This is a genomic window from Nostoc sp. NMS8 (assembly GCF_017115045.1).
Taxonomy (GTDB): Bacteria; Cyanobacteriota; Cyanobacteriia; order Cyanobacteriales; family Nostocaceae; genus Nostoc.
The window spans coordinates 60,669-83,940 of record NZ_JABXKK010000082.1; the positions used below are offsets into that span (position 1 = coordinate 60,669).

Below are 23,272 nucleotides of genomic sequence, written 5' to 3' on the forward strand. Positions count from 1 at the left end.
TTCGGTAACGATTTTCCTTGCTTGTAGGCTCGCTTTGCCGGAGGATTGGCTATATTTCTGATTACCTGCACTGTTATGTAGAGACTACCATCGCATTGTTCTTGTTGGGAACTGATATATTACTTATTATTTTTTTATATATTTTAATTATTCACTTAACTGTCTACTTAATTATTTTCTTAACTGTCTTAACTGTCTTAACTGTCTACTTAATTATTTTCTTAACTGTCTTAACTGTCTTAACTGTCTACTTAATTATTTTTTTAACTGTCTTAACTATCCAATTAATCATAACTAAACGTCTTAACTGTTATTGCATTTTATTGATAAAGCTGAGATTATCTTAAAGACAGATGTTTATAACTATTTTTGGAGATAAAGCAAAGATAATACTTAGCTGAAAGTGTATGACAAACTAACTTTCTTGGCGGGTTCAAGTTACTGCGGGGTGTGAACCTAGTCCTTCAAAAGTAGCAATTGATAGTCAATCAGTATATATTCATTCAGACTCCTGCATAATGAGATTTTACTAAAAAAACACTTAATTTATTTAAGTAGGCACAGCAAAAAGGAGATTATCTTAAAGAATTTCACGAAATTCTGCTAAGAGTAATTTGTGATTTTTTCGATTAATAAGGAGTATCTTCATGCTATCAAAGATTAACCAAAAATATCAAAAAATTAACAAGAATTAAATCAATACAATGAGCTTAAACTGATAGGTTTAAATGGACAATGACTTCAAGTAAGCAACCTTTTGAGTTGCCGAGTTTTTATGTACCTTGGCCGGCACGGCTGAACCCAAACCTGGAAGCAGCACGGGTACATTCTAAAGCTTGGGCTTATGAAATGGGAATTTTGGGTGGGGCAGAGGAATCAGAAGATTATGGGATTTGGGATGAGCGCAAGTTTGATGCCCATGACTATGCATTATTGTGTTCCTATACCCATCCAGATGCCGATGAACAGATGCTCAATCTGGTAACTGACTGGTATGTTTGGGTATTTTTCTTCGACGATCACTTCCTTGAGCTTTACAAGCGTACCCAAGATATGTCCGGGGCTAAGAAGTACCTCAATGGACTACCAGCGTTTATGCCTGTGCAGCCCCAAAAAACGCCACCAGAACCCACTAATGCCGTAGAACTGGGTTTAGTAGACCTCTGGAATCGCACCATCCCCAATGCCTCCGAAGACTGGGTAATCCGATTTTCAGAAAGTACCATCAATCTTCTCAAAGAATCTCAGTGGGAACTCGCCAATATCAGCCAAAATCGAGTTGCTAACCCTATTGAGTACATTGAGATGCGCCGTAAGGTGGGGGGAGCGCCCTGGTCAGCTAACCTAGTGGAACACGCGGTTGGGGCAGAAATTCCGGGTGCGATCGCGCCATCTCGACCAATGCGTGTCCTCAAAGACACCTTTTCTGATGGGGTACATCTGCGAAATGACATCTTCTCTTACCAAAGAGAAGTCGAAGAAGAAGGGGAAAATGCTAACTGTATCCTGGTTTTAGAACGATTCCTCGATGTGAGTACCCAAGAGGCGGCTAATCGAACTAACGACTTACTAACATCTAGGGTGCAACAGTTCGAGAACACCTTTGTCACTGAGCTTCCTTCCTTGTTCGAGGAATATAGTCTGACTCCTGATGAGCGTCTGAAAGTCGTCCTATATGCCAAAGGACTTCAGGACTGGCAGTCGGGGGGTCATGAGTGGCACATGAGATCGAGCCGCTACATGAACCAGACATCAGACAAATCTTCGACAGCAAGTTGGTTTTTAGGTGGCCCCACTGGACTAGGCACATCGGCCGCCCGTCTGAGAGGCTTATACGATAGTTTGGGACTAAAACGGTTCAAAAGCTTTACCCATGTTCCCTATCAGCCTGTAGGGCCAGTAAGCTTGCCACAGTTTTATATGCCCTTTTCCACCAGTTTGAATCCCCATCTAGAAGAGGCTCGGCGGCATTCTAAGGAATGGGCGCGTCAAATGGGGATGCTGGACAGACTACCAGGGATGCCCAGCATTTACATCTGGGATGACCATAAATTCGATGTGGCAGACGTAGCTTTATGCGGTGCTTATATTCATCCCAATGGGTCTAGTGCTGAGTTGAATATCACAGCCTGCTGGCTAGTTTGGGGAACCTATGCTGATGACTACTTCCCTGCACTGTATGGTTATAGCCGCAACATGGCTGGAGCGAAAATCTTTAACGCTCGGTTATCAACCTTTATGCCCCTTGATGAGAGTCCTGTTCCCGAAGCCACCAACCCAGTCGAACGGGGTTTGGCGGATATTTGGGCGCGGACGGCTGGCCCCATGAACCCTAATGCTCGCCGTCAGTTCCGTCGGGCGATTGAAGATATGACGGAAAGCTGGTTATGGGAACTGGCTAACCAAATCCAAAATCGCATTCCAGACCCGATAGACTATGTGGAAATGCGTCGTAAGACCTTTGGCTCCGATCTAACCATGAGCCTGTCTCGACTTTCCCAAGGAGACGAGATCCCACCAGAGATATTCCGCACCCGAACCATGCAGAATATCGATAATTCGGCTGCTGATTTCGCCTGTTTAACAAACGATATTTTCTCTTACCAGAAAGAAATCGAATTTGAGGGCGAGATTAATAACGGTGTGCTGGCGATTCAGAATTTCCTGAACTGCGATATCCCCCACGCGATCGCAATTGTTAACGACCTGATGACCTCTCGTGCCCTTCAGTTTGAACATATTGTTGCGACTGAACTCCCTGCCTTGTGTGATGATTTCGGACTGGATACCAGTGCCCGTAAGAAACTGTACGGTTACGTCAAGAAACTGGAGCAGTGGATGTGTGGGGTACTCAAATGGCATAGAGCAGTAGACCGCTATAAGGAATTTGAATTGCGGAATAACTCGTCAGAAAAACGCTTACTCCAAGGCCCAACAGGATTAGGGACTGCTGCGACTCAAATTAGACCAAGCGTTGGTCAGAAAACAACTCAAACCAATGTTCAGCCAATAGTGCAGAACGTACTGAGTAATCCGACAGGGTTAGGGACTTCAGGGATCAAAATCGGAACGCTGTTAGGAAGAAAAGATTAGCTCAATCTGAGTCCCTATTCCGGTCAATCAAATAACTTGTCAACAAACATTACCAATGGAGATTCATCATGACTAATACAGCAAACACTCCCCTAGAAAATCTAATTGAGCAACTGCCAATGGCTTTGCAGACCGAAGCGGCGCGGAAATTGGCAGGCACCACCAAAACCCAACCCCAGATGCAGGGAATTACCTCACGGTGGCTCTTAAAACTACTGCCTTGGGTAGAAACCGTGGGGGGTAGCTATCAGGTCAACCGCCGCTTAACATATACGGTTGGGGATGGACGGGTCAGCTTTACTAATACAGGGGCGCAGGTACAGGTCATTCCGCAAGAACTCGCTGAGTTACCTTTATTGCGGGAATTTGAAGATTTTGAAGTGTTAAACGCCTTAGCTAGTCAATTTGTACAACAAGAATTTGCTGCGGGTGATGTGATCATCCAAGAAGGTCAACCAGCCGATAGAGTATTGCTGATTGCTCATGGTAAAGTCAACAAAATTGGCGCAGGCAAGTATGACGATCGCGTTGTTTTGAGTATATTAGCCGATGGCGATCATTTTGGCGATTACGCTTTAGTCGAATCCCAAGATACTTGGGATGTCACCCTCACTGCCATTACCCGTTGCACCATCTTGTTTCTACCTCAAGCAGCTTTTCAAAACCTGGTTAACCAGTCTGAAGCTTTACAAGTGCAAGTGGATCAATTCAGGGCAAAATTGCGCCAACCCAAAAACCAATACGGGGAAGCCTCGATTGATGTTACCTCCGGCCACCTCGCAGAGGCATTATTACCTGGGACTTTTGCAGATTATGAACTCAATCCACGAGAATATGAGTTAAGTGTCGCTCAAACCATTTTGCAAATCAATACACGGGTTGCTGACCTCTACAACGAACCCATGAATCAGACTGAGGAACAATTGCGCCTCACCATCGAAGCATTACGGGAACGCCAAGAACACGAAATAGTGAACAATCGTGACTTCGGACTGTTACACAATGCCGATCTCAAACAACGCATCTTTACCCGCAGTGGCCCCCCAACTCCTGACGATCTCGATGAATTGATCTCTATTGTTTGGAAAGAACCGAGCTTTTTCTTAGCTCATCCCCGCGCTATTGCTGCTTTTGGTCGAGAATGTAACCGTCTAGGACTCTATCCCGATCCTATCCCCACAGGTAACAGTGCAATTCCGTCTTGGCGTGGTATTCCCATCTATCCTTGCAATAAGATTCCCGTTACGAAAGAGCGTACTAGCTCCATTCTCTTAATGCGTGTGGGAGCAACCAACCAGGGTGTTGTTGGTCTGCATAAAACTGGCATTCCTGATGAATATCAGCCTAGTTTGTCTGTCCGCTTTATGGGTATTAACGAAAAGGCCATTATTTCCTACCTGGTTAGTGCTTACTACTCTACAGCTGTTCTCGTTCCTGATGCACTAGGCATCCTTGAAGATGTAGAACTTGGTCTTTAAGTGAATGGCACGAAGAAAAGCTATAAGCTTTGCCCTAACTGGTTAAGAGCCTGGAGGCTCTTAACCCATTCTCGGAGGCTCCGCCTTCAGTGGGCTGACCAGAGGCAGAGCCTCTTGGAATATATTCCCAGTCTGAAGACTGGGAACGAGGTAACACAAGCCTTTCGCCTTTTCTTAGTGCCATTCGTCTTTAAGTAGTCGGACATCCTCTCCAAAGTAGGGGCGAACGGTCGTTCGCTCTTACTCTTTGATGCTCTCTCTTAGGAATGTAAATTTAGTTGCATGAAACGTTAACTTTATGACAGATGCTTTGATTAGGCCTGATTTAGACCAAGAAAACAGGCAACTCCAGATGAGCTTAAGCACGAAAGGGGCGCGGAATTTAGCCAAAACCACGAAAACTTCGCCCCAGATGCAAGGCATTACCCCCAGGTGGTTGTTACAGATGTTGCCTTGGGTACAAATCACGGGTGGGGCCTATCGGGTTAACCGTCGCTTGACTTATGATCTTGGTAACGGACGGGTCAGCTTTACCAATACAGGGGCCCAGGTGCGGGTCATTCCCCAAGCACTTTGTGAACTATCTTTACTGCGTGGTTTTGAGGATATTGAGGTACTCAACGCTTTAGCAAACCGCTTTGTACAACAAGAATTTGCCCCTGGTGAGGTAATTGTACAGGAAGGTCAACCAGCCGACCAGGTGTTATTAATTGCTCATGGTAAAGTTAATAAGCTGAAGGCAGGCAAATATGAGGCGGAATCTTTACGGGATATCTTAGCTCATGGCGATTGTTTTGGTGGCGAAGCTATAGTTCTATCTCAGGACACTTGGGAGGTTAGCCTGAGAGCTGTTACGCGCTGCATAATTTTGTCTTTGCCAGTACAGGCGTTTCGGGAGTTGATGAACCAGTCTGCAACGCTTCAGGCTCAGGTCGATCGCTTTAGAGCTATATTGAGCAAACCCCAGGATAGGCATAATCAAGCGGCGATCGCCATGTCTGCCGGTCACAGTCAGGAAACTGAGTTACCCAGGACATTTGTTGATTACGACTTGAGTCCACGGGAGTATGAGTTAAGCGTCGCTCAAACCATTTTACGGGTGAATACGCGAGTTGCTGACCTCTACAACGAACCCATGAACCAGACGGAGCAACAATTACGGCTGACTATCGAAGCGTTGCGGGAACGACAAGAATACGAAATGCTGAATAATCCTGATTTTGGATTGTTGCACAATGCCGATCTCAAGCAACGCATCTTTACCCGCACCGGGTCACCAACTCCAGATGATTTTGATGAATTGCTCTCTCGGCGGCGCAAATCCCATTTTTTCCTAGCTCACCCTCGCGCGATCGCTGCTTTTAACCGGGAGTGTAACCGTCGTGGAATCTATTCCCCAAACACGCAGGTCAATGGAAAGATTGTACCTGCATGGCGCAACTATCCGATTTTTCCTTGTAACAAAATTCCGATCACCAAGGAGGGTACTAGCTCTATTTTGATATTCCGTGTCGGAGAAGAAAACCAAGGGGTGATAGGTTTACACAAAACGGGTATCCCTGATGAATACCAACCCAGTTTGTCTGTGCGGTTTTCGGGCATCAGCGAAAAAGCGGTCATTTCTTATCTTGTCAGCGCCTACTACTCCGCAGCAATTCTCATCCCCGATGCACTTGGCATCCTGGAAGATGTCGAAATTGGGCGCTGAGGGAAGGGTGTTTCCCCACTCCCAACTCCTTGTCATACCAGAATTTCAATGATAAATTTTGTACCTTCACCGAGAACAGAGTTAAAACCCAATTTACCGCCGTGGGTTTCTTCAACAATTTGACGAGCGATGTCTGACGACAAGCCGCTTTGCGTCTACGCCAACCCCAATCCTGTACCTTTCCCCACAGCTTTTGCAGTAAATAAATGGTCAAATATTTTTGATTTGATTTGTTTACTCATCCCTTTACCATTATCAGCAATAGCAATTTTAACGCTATTGTTTTCGACCGAGGTTGTAATGGTAATGTAGTTAAGACTGGCTTAAATTTCCTGAAAACTGTGTCCCTAATTAGATTCATCTAAGGCATCAATAGCATTTGCGATCAGATTCATAAATACCTGATTTAATTGCCCTGGGAAGGATTCAATTTGAGGTAAATTACCGTAGTTAGTGACAACTTCAATAGCGGGACGTTGTTCATTAGCTTTGAGACGATGTTTCAAAATTAAAATCGTGCTATCAATGCCTTCGTGAATGTTAAATGGCACTTTGTAGTCTTGATTGGTACGGGAGAAAGTACGTAAACTGGTGCTGATATTTTTCAACCTGTCGCACGCCATAGACATAGAATGAATCATCTTAGGCAAGTCTGATAAGCTATAATCCAAATCGATTTGTTCGGTGTGTTCAATAATTTACTCGGCTGGATTTGCTAGATTTTGTTGATAGAGTTTCAAGTGTTCAACAATATCAGCTAAAGTGGGTTTAGCTTGTGTGAGACTAGCAGCAATAAAATCGAGGAGATTATTCATTTAGCCTTGGAAAATAAATCAAGCCAGAAATACTGGTTTTTCGTTGGTGAAAAGTTTCCTATGGTGGGAAACCCACCTACAGAATTTTTCGCTAAATTTATTTATGGCAATTATCTTTTTACCTTTTATTTCCTAACCTGGTTAATGAACACCTAATTTAATTCATTATTATTGGCTGCAACAATCAGATTGTCATGGCAATAAATTCTGAAGTCTGACAGAAAGTTTTCATCAACAGTTAGAGTTGATTGTATTTAATGCTTAACCCTTATTTCCTGCTCTAAAAACAGATTGCCAATATCAAATAAAAGCTGGATAGTACCTCGATAGCCAACTTTGCAGAACTGACCACTATCTAAGCGGTCAAAAATGGGAATACCTTGACGGTAGAGAGGAATTTTTAAGCGTTGGCTGATCGCTACTCCATGAGAATTGGTAATTAGTAAATCAGACCCAACCGCCAATTGCTCAAAGTCTTCCAAATCGCCAATAGTGACGCTCTTGATCGGCAGTTTTTCTAGCATAGGAAAGCGTGTCGTTGTCACTGCTGAGTGAATCTCAACTCCTAGCGATCGCAAAAAAGAAACTGTTGACCAGAGTAAATCTGGTTCCAGCGCCAAAGAAACTCGCTTGCAACCAAAGTAAAAGTGATTTTCCAACATCACGTGTTGTAACTGACGGCGTTGACTGCGGTATTTATCCGGTACCCTAACACCACTGATATCCGCCAATGCTTGCAGAAATTTATCTACTGCTGCTAGTCCCGTCAGTTCACCAAATACCTCATAAGGTATATTGAACCTTTGCTCCAAAATTTGCGCCGCACCCCGCATACTATCACCCAGCGCCAAAGTGAATACAGAACTACCAATTGAGCGCAACTGTGCTGCATTTGTGCCATTAGCTGTTATTGCACTAGAAGAATCTTCTATATGACTATCTAAAGAGCCAGAAAGGTCAGGTACAACAATAGGTACAAGTCCAAAAGAGGTGACAATCTCTTTGATTTCCTGGACATCTCCTGGTGTAAAGGCAGAACTCGCCAAAATAGTGATTTGTGTGGCACAAGCGTCTTGCTTAGAGCTTTTTTGGGGAATTTCCCTGACTATACTCTCAACTGCACCAGCAAAGCCATCCTGTAATGTACCTTTGAAATCCGGTGTAGAGACAAGCACAATTGGTAAATAATCCAGTTCTGGGTGACGGTGGCGAATCTCCTTGACAAAGCGTCCCATGTCATCACCTCTGGTTTCCACCAGTCCGGTGCTACAAAGACCGATAATTTCTGGTTTGGATCTCTGCACCAAAGTCAAGATTGCTTGTTCAACTCTTTCCTCTCCCCCCAAAATGGTTGCAACTTCTGTCATCGCTGTACTGGAAAGAGGAATCGTCTGACGAAAATGTTGTACTAATACTGCCTTAGTCAAAGCAGTGCAGCCTTGAGAACCGTGTAACAAAGGCATGATTCCCTTCAACCCCAAAAAGGCTAAAACTGCACCCACAGTTTGGCTTTGCTTTAGGGGATTAACTGCAACAGATGTACTCGTAACACTAATAATCGCCATTAGATTTCCTCCTCTGAAGAATTTCCTGCTGACCACGGGGCTGGCTGGTATACTTGCTCCCACACAGGGTTGTAAAAAGCGGCATACACTTCTTGTGCTACTTCTAAAATTCCTATATACCCTGCATAAGGATGGTTGCGTTCTTGATTAATATCTAGGAATGGAATTCTAGCTGTGAGAGAGGTGTCTTGATGGCGTTTATCAGCAATTAACATATCAGCTTGATTTTCGTTAATTACCTGTAAAATTTCTTCAGGACTATTTTGCTCTAGAATTATGCCATGTTGACCCAGCAAACTTTTGACTCTAATTCTATCCTCCTCAATATTATTCTTAGTCAGAATAGCAATAACTTCCATACCCAATTTCTTAGCAGCAAAGATAATCAACCAACTCTTGAAACTTCCAATAGAAAGGATAATACGCTTACCTTGCAATCGGGTAATATACAGAGCGAGTTTTTCATCTATTGCAGCAGTTTCTTCTACAATTAACTTTTCTGTACCTTCCTGCAAATCAGAATTACCTAACTTTGCAGCAATATTCCTTAAACATTGATTGATTGACTCTATACCATAGATGGACTCTTCAATATAGGGAATGCCATATTTTTTTTCCATCCCTTTTGCCACGTTGATTAATGCTTTGGAGGAGAGCAGCACGTTAAGTTTGGCACGATGGGCATAGCAAACTTCTTTGTAGATAGCATCGCCTGTAATTTTTGCCAAAACTCTGATACCTAATTTTTCCAGTAACGGTAGAACATTCCATATTGCACCTGCGATATTATGTTCACCAATTAGGTTGATGTCATAAGGTGTACTAGTGTCTGGTTCGGTTGTTCCAATAACGTGTTCTAGCAATGCTTCACCAGCAACACGGTTGCCCAAATTTTGGTTCCCAATAAAGCCAGGACAATGTACAGGAATAGTAGGTATTCCTGTTTTTTCGGTAGCATCTTTGCAAACTCCCTCGATATCATCTCCAATCAGGGCGGTGATGCAAGTGGAGTAAACAAATACCGCCATCGGTTTGTAGCGTCTTGCTAATTCTAAAATGCCTTTGTACAGCTTTTTGGCTCCACCGAAGATGATATCGTTCTCATCGATGTCACTAGTAAAACGTATTTTATACAGCATCGAACCAGAAGAGAGACTGCTGTAACTTCCCCAAATACTGGCAGCACAGCCACTTGGCCCGTGAACTACATGAGCAGCATCAGTGATTGGTACTAGGGTAATCATTGCACTATCAAAAGCACAACTCCCTTGAGTAGTTCCAGGTTGGGGTAATTGCGTGGAGGACTTTTTTTTCTTTTGTTTCTGCTGCTGACGAGCATCTTCGGAATTGGAGTCACTGAGTGAATCGTTGGTTTTTCCTGGAGTGGGATTCATTTGTTTGGTGACAATAGGTAGAATTTGTTAGATGTTAACTGAATTCCCAAAGGCTTTTATAGGACTTTCATTTATTAATGTATCTAAAACATGGAATAAAAGGGAATGATCAAGAGAATTGATCATTCCCTAAAATATAAACATCAACTAGGTTAGAGAAGGAGAAAACAAAAACATGAACTAAACTATTAAAGTATTAATTTTGCTGTGTATGCTTTAGTAGATTAGTTTTAACACGGTGAGGATAAAATACTTAGAGGTTAAGATTAGCTATTCGATTACCTCCATTTTAAAAGATTGGTGAGAAAGTGGGCGAGAATAGCCCACCAAATATTTACTTTGTATTTAGCACTTGAGTCTTAGCTACCAGAAACTATTTCTACGTTTCCTTTTTTCACTGCTTCTAGTGCTTCGCCTTGAGCGTCTTCTAGCTTTTTAGCAGCGTCTGCTTGGCTAATCATTTTTGCAGCATTTTCTTCACTTTCAAGAATGCCGAACTCAATCAACAAATCTTCTAGTTCATCCATCTCAATGGGTGTGGGAACGGTAAGAGTTGTATTGTTGATAATTTTGTCCGCTAATGTGCGGTATTCATTAGCTTGTTTACTGTCAGGTGCATACTCATTTACCGTCATCCGGCGCAATTCGGCGTGTTGCACGATATTATCACGCGGGACGAAGTGAATCATGTGGGTATTCAATCTGGCTGCCAGGGTGCTAATCAGTTCGTCTTCCCGGTCAGTTTGACGGCTGTTACAAATCAGCCCACCCAAACGTACACCACCAGTATGAGCATATTTGAGAACGCCACGAGCAATGTTGTTAGCTGCAAACATTGCCATCATTTCACCAGAAGTAACGATGTAGATTTCTTGGGCTTTACCTTCACGAATTGGCATGGCGAAACCACCGCACACAACGTCGCCCAATACGTCGTAGGATACGAAATCTACGTCTGAGTAAGCACCGTTTTCTTCGAGGAAGTTAATGGCAGTGATGATACCCCGACCGGCGCAACCTACACCCGGTTCTGGCCCACCAGATTCTACGCATCTGATATCCCGGAAGCCAGTGATTACCACTTCTTCGAGTTCGATATCTTCCACAGCACCCCGTTCAGCAGCTAGGTGCAATACGGTGGTTTGGGCTTTACAGTGCAGAATCAATCGGGTAGAGTCAGCTTTGGGGTCGCAACCCACAATCAAGATGCGTTGACCCTTTTCCGCCATAGAAGCGAGAGTATTTTGGGAGGTAGTAGATTTCCCGATACCACCTTTACCGTAAAAAGCAATTTGTCTAATTTTTCCGTCGGACATGATGATTAATCCTGTAATTGTTTGTTTGGTGAGTCTGTCGCTTGATGAGGCGATCGCACTGTAAAATTACAGCAGCAATCTGATATAGAACGTTGTTGGAGGTGCGCGTTCTACAGCAAAAAGAGTCCGAAGAAAGAACATATTCAAGTTTTGGTCAGTTTTCGTTGACCATTAGTCATTACTCAAGGAATATTGCAAGTATTACCATCCGCTCACTTAAATGATTTCTCTAGCGGTAGCAATACCAATTGGAAAAAAGAAAGCGACAAATAGACCATTTGTAGAGACGCGATTCATGAGCCAGCGCGTTGCGGGGGTTCCCCCCGTTGTAGCGACTGGCGTCGCGTCTTTACCCAAGGATGTGTTACAGTCATGAATTGAATTGGTATAATACCAATTGGAAAAAAGAAAGCTACAGATTCCAAGCCGGAAACTCAAATTGAAATCCGAATTACGAATTCAGCATTATCAGTTGTTGTAATCTCCTGAAGGTTGCTCATACCTTAAGAGTGGTTGCAGCAGGAATTTCAATTTACGCCAAGTTTTCCCTAAACCACACAACCAACCATTGCAATCCACTCTAAACAGTCGCTACAACTTCCCCGATTTTGCTGATATCGTAACCGCCGAGAATTTCAAATTGGGAGTGAACCATCCGATGTCCCAAAGTACTGAGCAACTGCTGTACTGGTGCTTCTTCTAAATATTCCTTGAGAATCACCAAATCATATCGTGACTGATGTAAAGGGATAAATCCCAGTCCAAAGGCGGTAGCTACAGATGCCGTACTCATACCAGCATCGGCAATTCCTCTGACTACAGCTTGGGCAACATCTTGGTGACTTTTGAGTACATTATCAAAGCCCTGAATGGTATCGAACGGTATCTGCTCCTTTTGGAGTGTTTGTTCCAAAAGCATCCGACTACCAGAACCGATTTCGCGGTTAACAATAGTCGCTCCCCCAGCAACTAAGTCACTAACTGTTCTAATTCCCATTGGATTGCCAGACTTCAACAAAAGTCCTTCTTCCCAAACACCAAGGGTAATCAGAACTGCTTCCCTCCCAGCCAAAACATCTCGAACAAAGGGAGTATTATACTCACCAGTTTCAGGATCGTACAGATGCATCCCAGCGATGTGCGCCTCACCTCTGCATAGACTGTGCAATGCAGCCATGCTGTTGGCGAAGTTATATTGGACTCGCAGTTGGGGATGCCAGCGTTCGGTGGCTCTTGCCCATAGTGAAATTACAGGGGCACAACCAGCAATCACAACGGTGTTGTGAAGTGTGTCGAGATTATCGTCTAAAAGACGGACTCGAACTTTATTTGTACCTGCAAGGCTTGTACTTTCACCATCAGCCGGAATCATATCTTGGCGAAAAGCATCCTTACCAATCAAGGGGTAAGCTATCCATTGTCCTCCGACACGAGCCATGCTGACTCGTAGTTGCTGACCATTCGGAACGGGTTTGGCAAGAACTGCTTCAATTTCAGGTAAATCTCGCTCTAACCAGAATAGATCCTCTACTTGACAGCCAAGCGCTTTGGCCAAGCGAAGTGTTATGGCTACTGAGGGAGCATATAGTCCCGACTCTACACCACTAATAGTCTGACGAGTCACATTAGCGATGTTAGCCAAATCTTGTTGGCTCATGCCTAAGCGAGTTCTAATTGACTTCAAGTTATTACGGAGGTCACTATCCTGCTTCATTGGCTTTGTCTCTTGGTTTCAAAAAGCCGTAGCGGATTTAAACATTGCATCTGCCAAGGCGAAAGTGGGGTCTTTGAGTTTATATCATTTCTCTTTGACAACTTTTTGTACTTTCGCTGTTTTGATTCCCCATACAAAAAGACTATCACAGAAATTGCCAATTTGCTTGCGAAGCGCAAATTATTTTTGCACGTGGTTACTTTTTAGCCACTTTTTTGGCTCAAAAGCCCCAAATTCCGATAAACAGAGCATTTATCTAGCAGAAATTTCTACCAATTAAATTGGTATAAAGTGGCGTTTAATACAGTTTTAGAGATTAGTTTCAGCTTTGATGCTTGATAGGCGAGTAATACAAGCCTTAGAAAACATACCAACCAATTTCGTGTTTTGGGGTAAATTTTGCCCTGACGAAAAATTACCTATTTGACTAAAGTGAATATACAAATAGCATCAGCCAAGAATTGCTATTTTAAGTTTTTGCACAATCAATTAGGGATTTACCAAAGTATGCAACAGATGGCAACAAAGCAATGGAGAGAAAAATGATTACCGAAGAAGACTTAGCCCAGCAGTTTAACGTAATTATTGAACACACTCACCCACGGGTATGGAAACTATTAAGTCAATGTTATGTAAAGGTGATAGATCCTCATCCTCACTTAACAAGAGTGAATATAAAAACATGCATCCGCCATGCAAAATACATTGGTATTTATTGCCCTGACAGAGTAATGAGCGCTGTAATAGAACAAAAAAACCTACTCAAAGAAGTAGCAGAATACTTGGGTTTAGTAGAGATTGTTTGCTTGAATGCCAATCACTTAATGCGCGATCCACTCTCAAATCTCAAGCAAGCTTATCCTCAGTTGTGGTTAGACTTGTTGTGGATTGTCACCCAAGAACAATAATCTAGTAAGCCTGATTTTTCTACAAAATTCAATCTGCAAAAAATCAAAAGTACCAATCTTCACCGCAGCTTCGTTATTTTTGAAGCTTGCTAAAATATTATGAATCAACCATGCCTGCATCCAGATGATTTGCCTTCACCTCAAACAATCAAGCTGAGTGAAATACTATTTAGACAGCTTGAAGAAACAACTAAAAAAAGCTTTTTCTTAGCGTGCGATCGCATGACACGGATTTTATTATCGAGTTGTCATTGGTATTTCCAAATCAATAGTGGTGTTTTGACGTTAATCGTGATTTGTAATAATATGAAAAGCTATCGTCAGATCATGAAAACTGTTCCCCAATTTGCTGGTCACTTAAAACAGTTTGCCAACAGAGCTAAAATCACTGTTAGTTCTCCAGTTGACAAAGGTATACCTTGGGTACTCAATATAGATAATGCCTTACCTGAAGGAGATTTGCCTAATACCTGATAGAGCAACCAGAATTTGTTCTAGGAAAATCATCACTTCATCTGCATTAATCATTAAATAGACTTCTTGTTCTTCACTGTATATAAGTTTTCTGCTAAATCTTTCGGTATGATGGAAGTAATGCCTACTCCTAGAAAAATTTCCCAGATTACATCAGGCTTCTCTACATTTTTATGAATGGTTTTTAGAGGAGATTTCAGACACTATCCTATACATACTTTGCTGTGTCTGACTAAATAGTAGGGAACCCTGATGTTATGTTAGGTAAATTTGCACTAAGTAAGCTTTTAATTCACTGCTTTTGTTAACTAACTAATTGTAATTAATTATACTATTTGTTTGCCAGACATTTAAGTTAGCTGTCCAGGCAATAAAAAGCAATATATGCTAAGATTGTATCAAAATATAGCAATTATTCAAGAGCAATTTAGAATAATTTTGCGCTTTGTTGAGTAAAAAAGCTAAAATCTACGATTTTTGGAGATTTTTAGGTTATGACAACCTCACAGGAGAGGATTATCCCGATTGACTTGCGAACCGAAATGTCGCAGTCTTATCTGGAATACGCCATGAGCGTGATAGTGGGTCGGGCGTTGCCAGATGCCAGGGATGGTCTAAAACCTGTGCATCGTCGCATTCTCTACGCAATGCACGAGCTAGGTCTGCTCCACGATCGCCCCTTTAAGAAATGCGCCCGTGTGGTAGGGGAAGTATTAGGTAAATATCATCCTCACGGCGACACGGCAGTATATGATGCCTTGGTGCGGATGGCGCAGGATTTTTCCATGCGATCGCCCCTAGTTAACGGGCATGGTAACTTTGGTTCGGTAGATAACGATCCGCCAGCGGCGATGCGGTACACAGAATGCCGCTTGCAAGCTTTAACTAGTGCTGGTTTACTCCACGACATCGAATTAGAAACTGTAGACTTTGCCGATAACTTCGACGGTTCTCAACAAGAACCGACAGTTTTACCCGCACGGATTCCCCAGTTATTGCTCAACGGTTCGTCTGGGATTGCCGTGGGTATGGCCACCAACATTCCCCCCCACAACTTGGGCGAATTGATTGATGCTTTGGTGGCTGTAATCCACAATCCAGAAATCACCGATCTCGAATTAATGCAGTATGTCCACGGGCCAGATTTTCCAACTGGGGCGCAGATTTTGGGGACATCTGCCATTCGCGAAGCTTACACTACCGGGCGTGGTTCCATTACCATGCGTGGTGTCGCTAACATTGAAACCGTTGAACAACGGGGACGCCCAGATAGAGAAGCAATTATCATCACCGAATTGCCCTATCAAACCAACAAAGCGGCGCTGATTGAAAAAATCGCCGAAATGGTGAACGAAAAGCGGCTAGAGGGCATCGCAGATATCCGGGATGAAAGCGATCGCGACGGGATGCGAGTTGTCATCGAACTCAAGCGTGATGCTTATCCCCGCGTCGTTCTAAACAACCTCTATAAGCAAACGCCACTGCAAGCAAACTTCGGCGCAAATATGCTGGCGTTGGTGAATAGCGAACCCCAAGTACTCACCCTCAAGCAGTTCTTAACCGTCTTCTTGGATTTCCGCATCGAATCCATTGCCAGACGCACTCGTTACGAATTGCGGAAAGCCGAGGAACGCGATCATCTCCTGCAAGGATTATTAATTGCCCTATCTCAGTTAGATCCGATTATTGTCTTGATTCGCCATGCGCCCGATGCACCCACAGCCAAAGGCGAATTAATCACAACTTACGGACTCTCAGAAGTGCAAGCAGATGCGATTTTGCAGATGCAATTGCGCCGCTTGACTGCCTTAGAAGCAGATAAAATTCGTCTGGAACACGATGAATTGCAAGCGAAGATTACCGATTTGCAAGATATTTTGGCACGTCGGGAGAGAGTGCTAGAAATCATTGAAACCGAAGTCGCACAACTCAAAACTAACTTCGCCACACCCCGCCGCACGGTGATTTTACCAGGGGAAGGGGAATTAGACGATCGCGACCTCATTGCCAATGAAAAAGCGATAATTCTGGTGACAGAGCAAGGCTACATCAAACGGATGCCAGTGAACACCTTTGAAGCGCAAAGCCGTGCTACCAGAGGTAAAGCCGCAGCCAAGGTGAAGGATGATGATACCATTGAGCATTTCTTAACTTGCTGCGATCACGACAGTATTTTATTCTTTAGCGAGCGTGGTGTTGTTTATTGCCTGAGAGCTTATCAAATTCCAGCGAGTTCGCGCACCAGTCGCGGGACACCAATCGTCCAAATGTTACCGATTCCCAAAGAGGAAAAAATCACCTCCATTGTACCGGTTGACGAGTTTAGCAGCGAAGAATATCTGGTCATGCTCACTAAGGGCGGCAATATCAAGAAAACCGAATTGGCAGCCTTTAGTCATATTCGCGCCAATGGTTTGATTGCTATTTCCTTAGAAGAAGGCGACCAACTGCGCTGGGTACGACGTGCCAGAGTCGAGGACAGTGTAATCATTGGTTCTCGTAACGGGATGGCAATTAACTTCCGGTGCAACCACGAACAACTGCGTCCTTTAAGTAGGGCGACTCGTGGAGTGAAAGCCATGAAACTCAAAAATAAAGATGAACTCGTGGGTATGGATATTCTGCCCGCAGCAATTCTTGAAACTTTGGATATAGTTACAGAAGCCGAAATAGCCGAAACAGAAGATATCGAAACAATCGAAACAGAAGATATCGAAATTACCGAAATTACTGAAGAGTCCGCAGAAGTGCCTAGTAGTGGCGTAGTTGGCCCTTGGGTGTTGGTAATTACAATGGGTGGATATGGTAAGCGCGTACCCGTTGCTCAGTTCCGGCTGCAAAATCGTGCTGGTCAGGGTTTAATGGCAACCAAGTTCAAAAACCGCAAAACCAAAGACAAGTTGGCAACCCTACGCATTGTCAACAATGATGATGATGAAATCATGATGGTGACAAATCGCGGTATTATCATCCGTCAAGCAGTGAATGCGATTTCTATCCAATCGCGATCGGCGACTGGGGTAAGAGTGCAGCGTTTAGATGAAGATGACGCTATTACCGGAGTAGCAATAGTTCCACCTGATGCTGTCGATGCAGAAGAAGCAGAGTAGAAAGCAGGGGGAGCAAGGGAAGCAGGGGAGGCAGGGGGAGAGGTTAACCGCCTTACTCCCTTACTTGATTGCCTTAGCCAGTGGGATTTTAATGGGATTAACCGTCGCTCCAGTGGGTGCATGGTTCTTGGCTTGGATTGCCCTAGTCCCTTTATGGGTACTAGTTGTTACTTACTCCAAACGCCAAAACCAATCCCCCCCTGCTTTCTTCTGGGGTATCGGTTATCACGGTGTTGCCCTATTCTGGATTACCGGAATTCACCCAATGACATGGTTGGGTGTACCTTGGTTGCCGAGTTTGGTAATTACCCTTTTTTGTTGGGGATTTATCAGTGTATTGGGAGGGGTATTCGTTAGTATTTGGGCGGCTGTAATGGTTCGTCTGAAGGGACAAAAACCGTGGCTACGTATACTTATTGGTACAGCCGTCTGGTGTGGCTTAGAGAGTCTATGGAGTGCTGGCCCTTTGTGGTGGAGTTCCCTTGCTTACACCCAAAGTCCGCACAATCTCGTAATTGTACATTTGGGGCAACTCTCTGGGCCTAATACTGTGACAGCTGCGATCGCTGCTGTTAATGGCTTGATTGCTGAAGGATGGATAAACCGCAGAGGCACAGAGGGCACAGAGAAAATTTCCTCCGTGTTCTCTGCGCCTCTGCGGTTCGTTAATAAATACTGGGTTATCGCCACAGGATTATTAATTACCTTACACCTCATCGGTTTTTTCTTATACAGCCGTCCCATCGCCCAACCCCCAGAAGCAGCGTTAAAAGTGGGGATTGTTCAGGGTAACATCCCGAACCGACTTTTACGAAGTTCCGAAGGGTTTCGTCGTGCCCAAGAAAATTACACTAATGGCTATCTAACTTTAGCAGAGCAAGGTGTAGATGCAGTTCTCACCCCAGAAGGAGCCTTACCTATTTTCCAGCGTGACTTATTGGGAACTGCCTTAGTCGCAGTAGTGAAGGAAAAAGGCGTAGTTGCTTGGATTGGGGCTTTTGGCGAACGGGGAGACAGTTATACAATTAGTTTGTTTACCTTCAATAGTAAAGGTGAAATTGTCAGCCGCTACGATAAAGCCAAACTAGTACCTTTGGGAGAATATATTCCCTTTGAAGGAATTTTAGGCGGGATAGTTCAACGCTTGTCGCCTTTGGAGGCACACCAAGTTCCCGGTTCAGCAAATCAGATATTTGACACTCCATTTGGTCGTGCGATCGCTAGTATATGCTACGAATCTGCTTTTCCTGAACAATTTCGCCGTCAAGCGGCGGCGGGTGGGCAATTTATTCTCAGTTCTTCTAACGATGCCCATTACACTCCATCGATGCCATTCCAGCATCATGCACAGGATATCATGCGGGCCATTGAAACCGATCGCTGGTCAGCACGGGCAACTAATACTGGATATTCAGCCTTTGTAAATCCTCATGGTGGAACCTTGTGGATGTCTGGATATAATACCTATGAAACTCATGCTGAAATAATTTATCGGCGACAGACACAGACTTTATATGTGCGTTGGGGTGATTGGTTAACACCATTGTTATTTATCTCCTCTGGAGGAGCTTGGTTGCTAATTCGCAGTATAAATAAATATCAATAATTTTGGAAAACATTAGTATATTGAGTCTTTGGTGTAATTTTGTCCAGAGTTGAACAATTAGCGATCGCTTAATTACTTAATTTTACCCTTGCCAGTAACTCAAAAGTTGAGCAAGGTAGAAGTACGGAATTTCCCTTTGAAAGCTAAATTATGGACATTCATAGCCACTCATTTCAACTATTTTTGAGGCTTTTTCCAAATGAATAAATTACTTATCGGAATTGGTATGTTTTTAGGAACTACTATTGGCAGTTATATCCCGATATTATGGGGTGGAAGTTTGCTATCGATTACCTCGATCCTATGGAGTGTTATCGGGGGAATTGTAGGTATTTTAATTGCATATCGTGTCTCAAAATATTTAGGGTTTATTTGAGTCGGTTTGGTTGGATCTAAAAATCTGGTAACAGCTTATTATTTACAGTTTCTACTAAGAATATTTAGTAGTTATCATTTACATATAGTTTTGATACATTTGATGGGGTAGAGAAAAGTCCGAGCTAAGGATATTTTAAATAACAATAGATGGTCTTAATTCTTACTGGATAAGGCTTTTAGTCCCATTTTCCCATAAAACAAATGTAGTCTCTTCACTTAATAATCTATTTACTATAGATGTAGAAAAAATTACATCTTGCTAAATATTGAATGTTTGTATACACAATTTTAAAAAACTTGCAACTATTCATAGGGATGAAATTCTATATTAGAATATCATACCAAATTCAGTTTAAAAAAAGCGTGTAAGTGATAACTTTCAGACTTGAAAGTGTTTTAATAAAGTTATTACCGAAGTTTAGAGAAGCAAAAACATGAAAGGTTTCAGGAAGCTATCCTCAATAGCAATGTTGCTATTTGCCTTTGTGTCTCCGCCCTCATTAGCTGAAGCAAAAGATATTTCTAAAAGTAATGCTTTGAATGAACAGAGCATTGCACCAGATGCTAACCTGGTTGGAAATAAAACCGGAGAGTTTTTGATTGCTCAACGGCGAGAAGGACGATACCAAAGAATCCGACGACGGCAAATAATTCAACGCCGGCAACCTTCTGGCAGACGGCAGATAATCCGACGAAGGCAGACCTTTGGCGGACGGCAGATAATCCGACGCCAGCAGTTGAGACAACGGCAAATAATCCAACGTCGGCAGCCCTTTGGCGGACGGCAGATAATCCGACGACGGTATTAATGGCTTGTGACACAACTAAGTTAATGGTTAGGAACTTCCAAGAAATAAATTATTTGGAAGTCCCTTAGTGGTTGTCTTATCAACCATTAACCATTAGCTATTGTTATGTTCTCAAAAATACCAAAAAATAAATTATCCATAAAATAACGGTGCGTTACGGCTAAAGCCGTAACGCACCCTATTACTTAGATGTTGTTTTAATTGGAAGTCCCTAATGACTTGCTACTACCTCTCCTTCAAGGCGAACCAGTCGGTCTGCCAAAAGTTTCTCAAGGTCTTCTAGTGCCTTAGTGAAACCTTTGATGCCCTCGTCTAGTTTGTCGGTTGCCATGCGGTCAGCGGCGTGCAATTTGTCATAAGTAGCTTTGTCAATGGATATCTTTTCAATTTCCAAGTTTGCTACCTTAGCAGGGTCAAGTTTACGTGGTAGTTCTCCAGTATTTGACTGCAATTCAGACAAAAGTGATGGAGAAATGGTCAGCAAATCACTACCTGCAAGTTCAGTAATTTCACCAAGGTTACGGAAGCTTGCTCCCATAACTTCGGTTTTATAGCCGAATTTCTTGTAGTAGTTGTAGATTTTGGTGACAGACAAAACTCCTGGATCTTCGGTTGCTGGGTAGCTATCGCGTCCGCTATCTTTTTTGTACCAGTCGAGAATCCGGCCAACGAAGGGAGAAATTAAAGTAACGCCAGCTTCGGCACAGGCGATCGCTTGGTGAAGACCAAATAACAAGGTAAGGTTACAGTGAATACCTTCTTTTTCCAGGATTTCCGCAGCGCGGATGCCTTCCCAGGTAGTGGCAATTTTAATTAAGACGCGATCGCGGCCAATTCCAGCAGCTTTATACTGGGCAATTAATTCCCGTGCCTTTGTCAAGGTAGCTTCGGTATCGTAAGACAAGCGAGCATCCACTTCTGTAGACACGCGACCGGGAATAATTTGTAAAATCTTTAATCCAAAGGCAACTGCCAAACGGTCAAAAGCTAAAGAAACGATCTGTGCTTGGGTGGCTCCAGATCCAGCATCTTTCTTTGCCTGAAGTAAAGTTTGATCGACAATTCCCTGGTATTCCGGCATCTGTGCCGCAGCAGTAATCAAAGAAGGATTGGTGGTGGCATCTTGGGGTTTGAACTTTTCAATTGCCTGGATATCCCCCGTATCTGCGACCACAACAGTCACTTCTCGTAATTGTTCCAGTAAATTCTTAGACATAAAATACTCCGTGATGTTTGTTTAGGATTTACTTAATTCCCCAGGTCTTTAGTGAGTGCTGAGTGAAAAGTGCTGAGTTAGGAGTTAGAAGTGCTGAGTTAGGAGTTATTATTCTCTTTCCCAGCGTCCAGCCCCCAATCCCTAGTCCCCAGTCCCTTCAATTCTGTTTTGGAATCATTGCCCAAGTTTGTTTACTATTCAGAGCCACAGCCTTATTCTAAGTGCCTTATGCCGAAATTGGCTGTCCAATGGAATGCACTTTGATTAAACTAGTTGTTCCTGATTTACCAATTGGAACGCCAGAGGTAATTACCACTTTATCGCCCTTATTTGCTAAACCCATATCTACAACTGTGTTCACCACATTGGTAAACATTTCTTCGGCATTGTGAACTGGTGGAATCAGTAAAGGTTCTACACCCCAAGAAAGGGCTAGCTGGCGATAAGCGGTGATATCAGAGGTTAAGGCAATAATTGGAGAAGTTGGGCGGTATTTAGACACCATTCTTGCTGTACTCCCTGAAGAAGTGTTACAGAGAATTGCTCGTGAGCCTGTTTCATAAGCGATGCGACATACCGATTCTGCCACAGATTCGGTGACGCTGAGACTGCCTGCCTCATGACACCAGGAATGTCTGCTACCTTCATCTAGAGCCTGTTCTGTCCGCACAGCAATATTGTGCATCATCTGGACAGCGGCGACGGGATATTGTCCGACAGCTGTTTCACCAGAAAGCATTACTGCATCCGTACCATCGAGGATAGAGTTGGCAACATCCGTTGCCTCGGCGCGGGTGGGGTCGGGAGAACTAATCATTGACTCTAGCATTTGCGTGGCTGTAATCACCGGTTTACCAGCATGATTACAACGGCGAGTTATATCTTTTTGAATCAGAGGGACTTCATGAATGGGCATTTCTACGCCTAAATCGCCACGGGCAATCATGATGCCGTCGGCGACCTTCAAAATGGAGTCAAACTCCTCTACTGCCTCTGCTCTTTCGATTTTGGCAATTAAACGAATCGAAGCACCAGCGGCTTCAATCATTCGTCTGGCGGGTTCTAAGTCTTGTGGCGATCGCACGAAGGACACCGCTACCCAGTCTACACCCAACTGAATGCCAAAGCGGAGATCCAGCAAGTCTTTTTCGGTGATGGAACTGACAGGTAAAGGAGTTTGAGGAAGGTTCACTCCCTTGTGGGTAGAAATTAAACCGCCAATTTTTACTTGTGCCCGAATGCGATCTGCATCACGATTGGTGACAATTAACTTGACGCGACCATCATTAATTAAAATTGGTTCGCCTGGTCGCATCATTGCGAACAAAGTCGGCAATGGTAGAGGTATTTCGTCAATACTCTCACCCTTTTCTTGCAAAACAAAAGTGACTTCAGTACCAGCTTCCAGATTTAACCCTTCCGGTGGTAAAGTTCCCAAGCGAATTTTGGGGCCACACAAGTCTTGCATAATTGCGATCGGCTTTTGTTGCTCAGTGCTAATCTGTCTGAGATAGTGAGCCGTTTGGGCGTGGAATTCATAAGCTCCGTGGGAAAAATTTAGCCGCGCCACATTCATTCCAGCTTCTACTAAGGCTTGCAGCTTTTCAGGTGCAGATGTAGCCGGCCCAACAGTACAAATGATTTTGGTTCGACGCATAGGGATTGGGGGTTGAGGAGTAACCTGCAAA

Annotated in this window: 14 protein-coding genes and 1 pseudogene; 8 read left to right on the top strand and 7 right to left on the bottom strand. The window is 43.6% G+C overall.

Translation table 11 applies throughout. The features are described from left to right. Positions 1 to 735: 735 nt before the first annotated feature. The 3 genes from HWQ39_RS15270 (at position 736) to HWQ39_RS15280 (ending at position 6,279) form a co-directional block, all read left to right on the top strand. Positions 736 to 3,093 carry a family 2 encapsulin nanocompartment cargo protein terpene cyclase gene (locus HWQ39_RS15270; RefSeq protein ID WP_292846342.1) on the top strand — a complete coding sequence of 786 codons (2,358 nt, stop codon included), beginning with the start codon at positions 736 to 738 and terminating at the stop codon, positions 3,091 to 3,093. Positions 3,094 to 3,161: 68 nt separating this feature from the next. Then, the gene (locus tag HWQ39_RS15275) at positions 3,162 to 4,571 is read left to right on the top strand and encodes a family 2B encapsulin nanocompartment shell protein (RefSeq protein ID WP_292846344.1); all 1,410 of its coding nucleotides are present in this window, start codon (positions 3,162 to 3,164) and stop codon (positions 4,569 to 4,571) included. A 298-nt stretch (positions 4,572 to 4,869) separates the two neighbouring features. Next, positions 4,870 to 6,279 (top strand): family 2B encapsulin nanocompartment shell protein, encoded by a 1,410-nt coding sequence (locus HWQ39_RS15280; protein WP_292846346.1) that lies wholly within the window; start codon positions 4,870 to 4,872, stop codon positions 6,277 to 6,279. A gap of 32 nt (positions 6,280 to 6,311) precedes the next feature. Here the strand turns inward: HWQ39_RS15280 and HWQ39_RS15285 are convergent. From HWQ39_RS15285 to HWQ39_RS15305, 5 genes and pseudogenes are all read right to left on the bottom strand, one after another. Then, a pseudogene (locus tag HWQ39_RS15285) lies at positions 6,312 to 7,094 on the bottom strand (HAMP domain-containing sensor histidine kinase); the annotation flags it as partial. 254 nt (positions 7,095 to 7,348) lie between these two features. Further along, the gene (nifN, locus tag HWQ39_RS15290) at positions 7,349 to 8,659 is read right to left on the bottom strand and encodes a nitrogenase iron-molybdenum cofactor biosynthesis protein NifN (RefSeq protein ID WP_292846348.1); all 1,311 of its coding nucleotides are present in this window, start codon (positions 8,657 to 8,659) and stop codon (positions 7,349 to 7,351) included. Beyond that, positions 8,659 to 10,053 carry a nitrogenase iron-molybdenum cofactor biosynthesis protein NifE gene (nifE, locus tag HWQ39_RS15295; RefSeq protein WP_292846350.1) on the bottom strand — a complete coding sequence of 465 codons (1,395 nt, stop codon included), beginning with the start codon at positions 10,051 to 10,053 and terminating at the stop codon, positions 8,659 to 8,661. Before nifE ends, nifN begins: the two co-directional genes overlap by 1 nt. A gap of 359 nt (positions 10,054 to 10,412) precedes the next feature. Beyond that, a complete protein-coding gene (nifH, locus tag HWQ39_RS15300; protein WP_292846352.1) occupies positions 10,413 to 11,369 on the bottom strand; it encodes a nitrogenase iron protein in 957 nt (318 codons plus the stop codon). Between the two features lie 580 nt (positions 11,370 to 11,949). Then, entirely contained in the window at positions 11,950 to 13,083 is a 1,134-nt protein-coding gene (locus HWQ39_RS15305) for a substrate-binding domain-containing protein (RefSeq protein WP_292846353.1), read from the bottom strand. A 542-nt stretch (positions 13,084 to 13,625) separates the two neighbouring features. On the opposite strand from HWQ39_RS15305, the gene HWQ39_RS15310 reads away from it, so the two are divergent. The 5 genes from HWQ39_RS15310 (at position 13,626) to HWQ39_RS15330 (ending at position 20,368) form a co-directional block, all read left to right on the top strand. Further along, on the top strand, positions 13,626 to 13,991 hold the full coding sequence (locus HWQ39_RS15310; RefSeq protein WP_292846354.1) for a hypothetical protein: 366 nt from the start codon (positions 13,626 to 13,628) through the stop codon (positions 13,989 to 13,991). 99 nt (positions 13,992 to 14,090) lie between these two features. Further along, the gene (locus HWQ39_RS15315) at positions 14,091 to 14,465 is read left to right on the top strand and encodes a hypothetical protein (protein ID WP_292846356.1); all 375 of its coding nucleotides are present in this window, start codon (positions 14,091 to 14,093) and stop codon (positions 14,463 to 14,465) included. Positions 14,466 to 14,959: 494 nt separating this feature from the next. Next, positions 14,960 to 17,575 (top strand): DNA topoisomerase (ATP-hydrolyzing) subunit A, encoded by a 2,616-nt coding sequence (gene gyrA, locus HWQ39_RS15320; protein ID WP_292846358.1) that lies wholly within the window; start codon positions 14,960 to 14,962, stop codon positions 17,573 to 17,575. Then, positions 17,556 to 19,181 carry an apolipoprotein N-acyltransferase gene (lnt, locus tag HWQ39_RS15325; RefSeq protein WP_292846361.1) on the top strand — a complete coding sequence of 542 codons (1,626 nt, stop codon included), beginning with the start codon at positions 17,556 to 17,558 and terminating at the stop codon, positions 19,179 to 19,181. The genes gyrA and lnt overlap by 20 nt, the downstream gene beginning before the upstream one ends. An 812-nt stretch (positions 19,182 to 19,993) precedes the next feature. Further along, on the top strand, positions 19,994 to 20,368 hold the full coding sequence (locus HWQ39_RS15330) for a hypothetical protein (RefSeq protein ID WP_292846364.1): 375 nt from the start codon (positions 19,994 to 19,996) through the stop codon (positions 20,366 to 20,368). A gap of 211 nt (positions 20,369 to 20,579) precedes the next feature. Here HWQ39_RS15330 and HWQ39_RS15335 read toward each other — a convergent pair whose 3' ends face one another. Together HWQ39_RS15335 and pyk are read right to left on the bottom strand one after the other, a co-directional pair. Next, entirely contained in the window at positions 20,580 to 21,584 is a 1,005-nt protein-coding gene (locus HWQ39_RS15335) for a transaldolase (RefSeq protein ID WP_292846367.1), read from the bottom strand. Between the two features lie 226 nt (positions 21,585 to 21,810). After that, the gene (pyk, locus tag HWQ39_RS15340; RefSeq protein WP_366932276.1) at positions 21,811 to 23,241 is read right to left on the bottom strand and encodes a pyruvate kinase; all 1,431 of its coding nucleotides are present in this window, start codon (positions 23,239 to 23,241) and stop codon (positions 21,811 to 21,813) included. Positions 23,242 to 23,272: the final 31 nt, after the last annotated feature.

Coding starts and splice junctions, on each gene's coding strand:
- HWQ39_RS15270 (WP_292846342.1), top strand. CDS start 736: ATGACTTCAAGTAAGCAACCTTTTGAGTTGCCGAGTTTTTATGTACCT.
- HWQ39_RS15275 (WP_292846344.1), top strand. CDS start 3,162: ATGACTAATACAGCAAACACTCCCCTAGAAAATCTAATTGAGCAACTG.
- HWQ39_RS15280 (WP_292846346.1), top strand. CDS start 4,870: ATGACAGATGCTTTGATTAGGCCTGATTTAGACCAAGAAAACAGGCAA.
- nifN (WP_292846348.1), bottom strand. CDS start 8,659: ATGGCGATTATTAGTGTTACGAGTACATCTGTTGCAGTTAATCCCCTA.
- nifE (WP_292846350.1), bottom strand. CDS start 10,053: ATGAATCCCACTCCAGGAAAAACCAACGATTCACTCAGTGACTCCAAT.
- nifH (WP_292846352.1), bottom strand. CDS start 11,369: ATGTCCGACGGAAAAATTAGACAAATTGCTTTTTACGGTAAAGGTGGT.
- HWQ39_RS15305 (WP_292846353.1), bottom strand. CDS start 13,083: ATGAAGCAGGATAGTGACCTCCGTAATAACTTGAAGTCAATTAGAACT.
- HWQ39_RS15310 (WP_292846354.1), top strand. CDS start 13,626: ATGATTACCGAAGAAGACTTAGCCCAGCAGTTTAACGTAATTATTGAA.
- HWQ39_RS15315 (WP_292846356.1), top strand. CDS start 14,091: ATGAATCAACCATGCCTGCATCCAGATGATTTGCCTTCACCTCAAACA.
- gyrA (WP_292846358.1), top strand. CDS start 14,960: ATGACAACCTCACAGGAGAGGATTATCCCGATTGACTTGCGAACCGAA.
- lnt (WP_292846361.1), top strand. CDS start 17,556: ATGCAGAAGAAGCAGAGTAGAAAGCAGGGGGAGCAAGGGAAGCAGGGG.
- HWQ39_RS15330 (WP_292846364.1), top strand. CDS start 19,994: ATGAAAGGTTTCAGGAAGCTATCCTCAATAGCAATGTTGCTATTTGCC.
- HWQ39_RS15335 (WP_292846367.1), bottom strand. CDS start 21,584: ATGTCTAAGAATTTACTGGAACAATTACGAGAAGTGACTGTTGTGGTC.
- pyk (WP_366932276.1), bottom strand. CDS start 23,241: ATGCGTCGAACCAAAATCATTTGTACTGTTGGGCCGGCTACATCTGCA.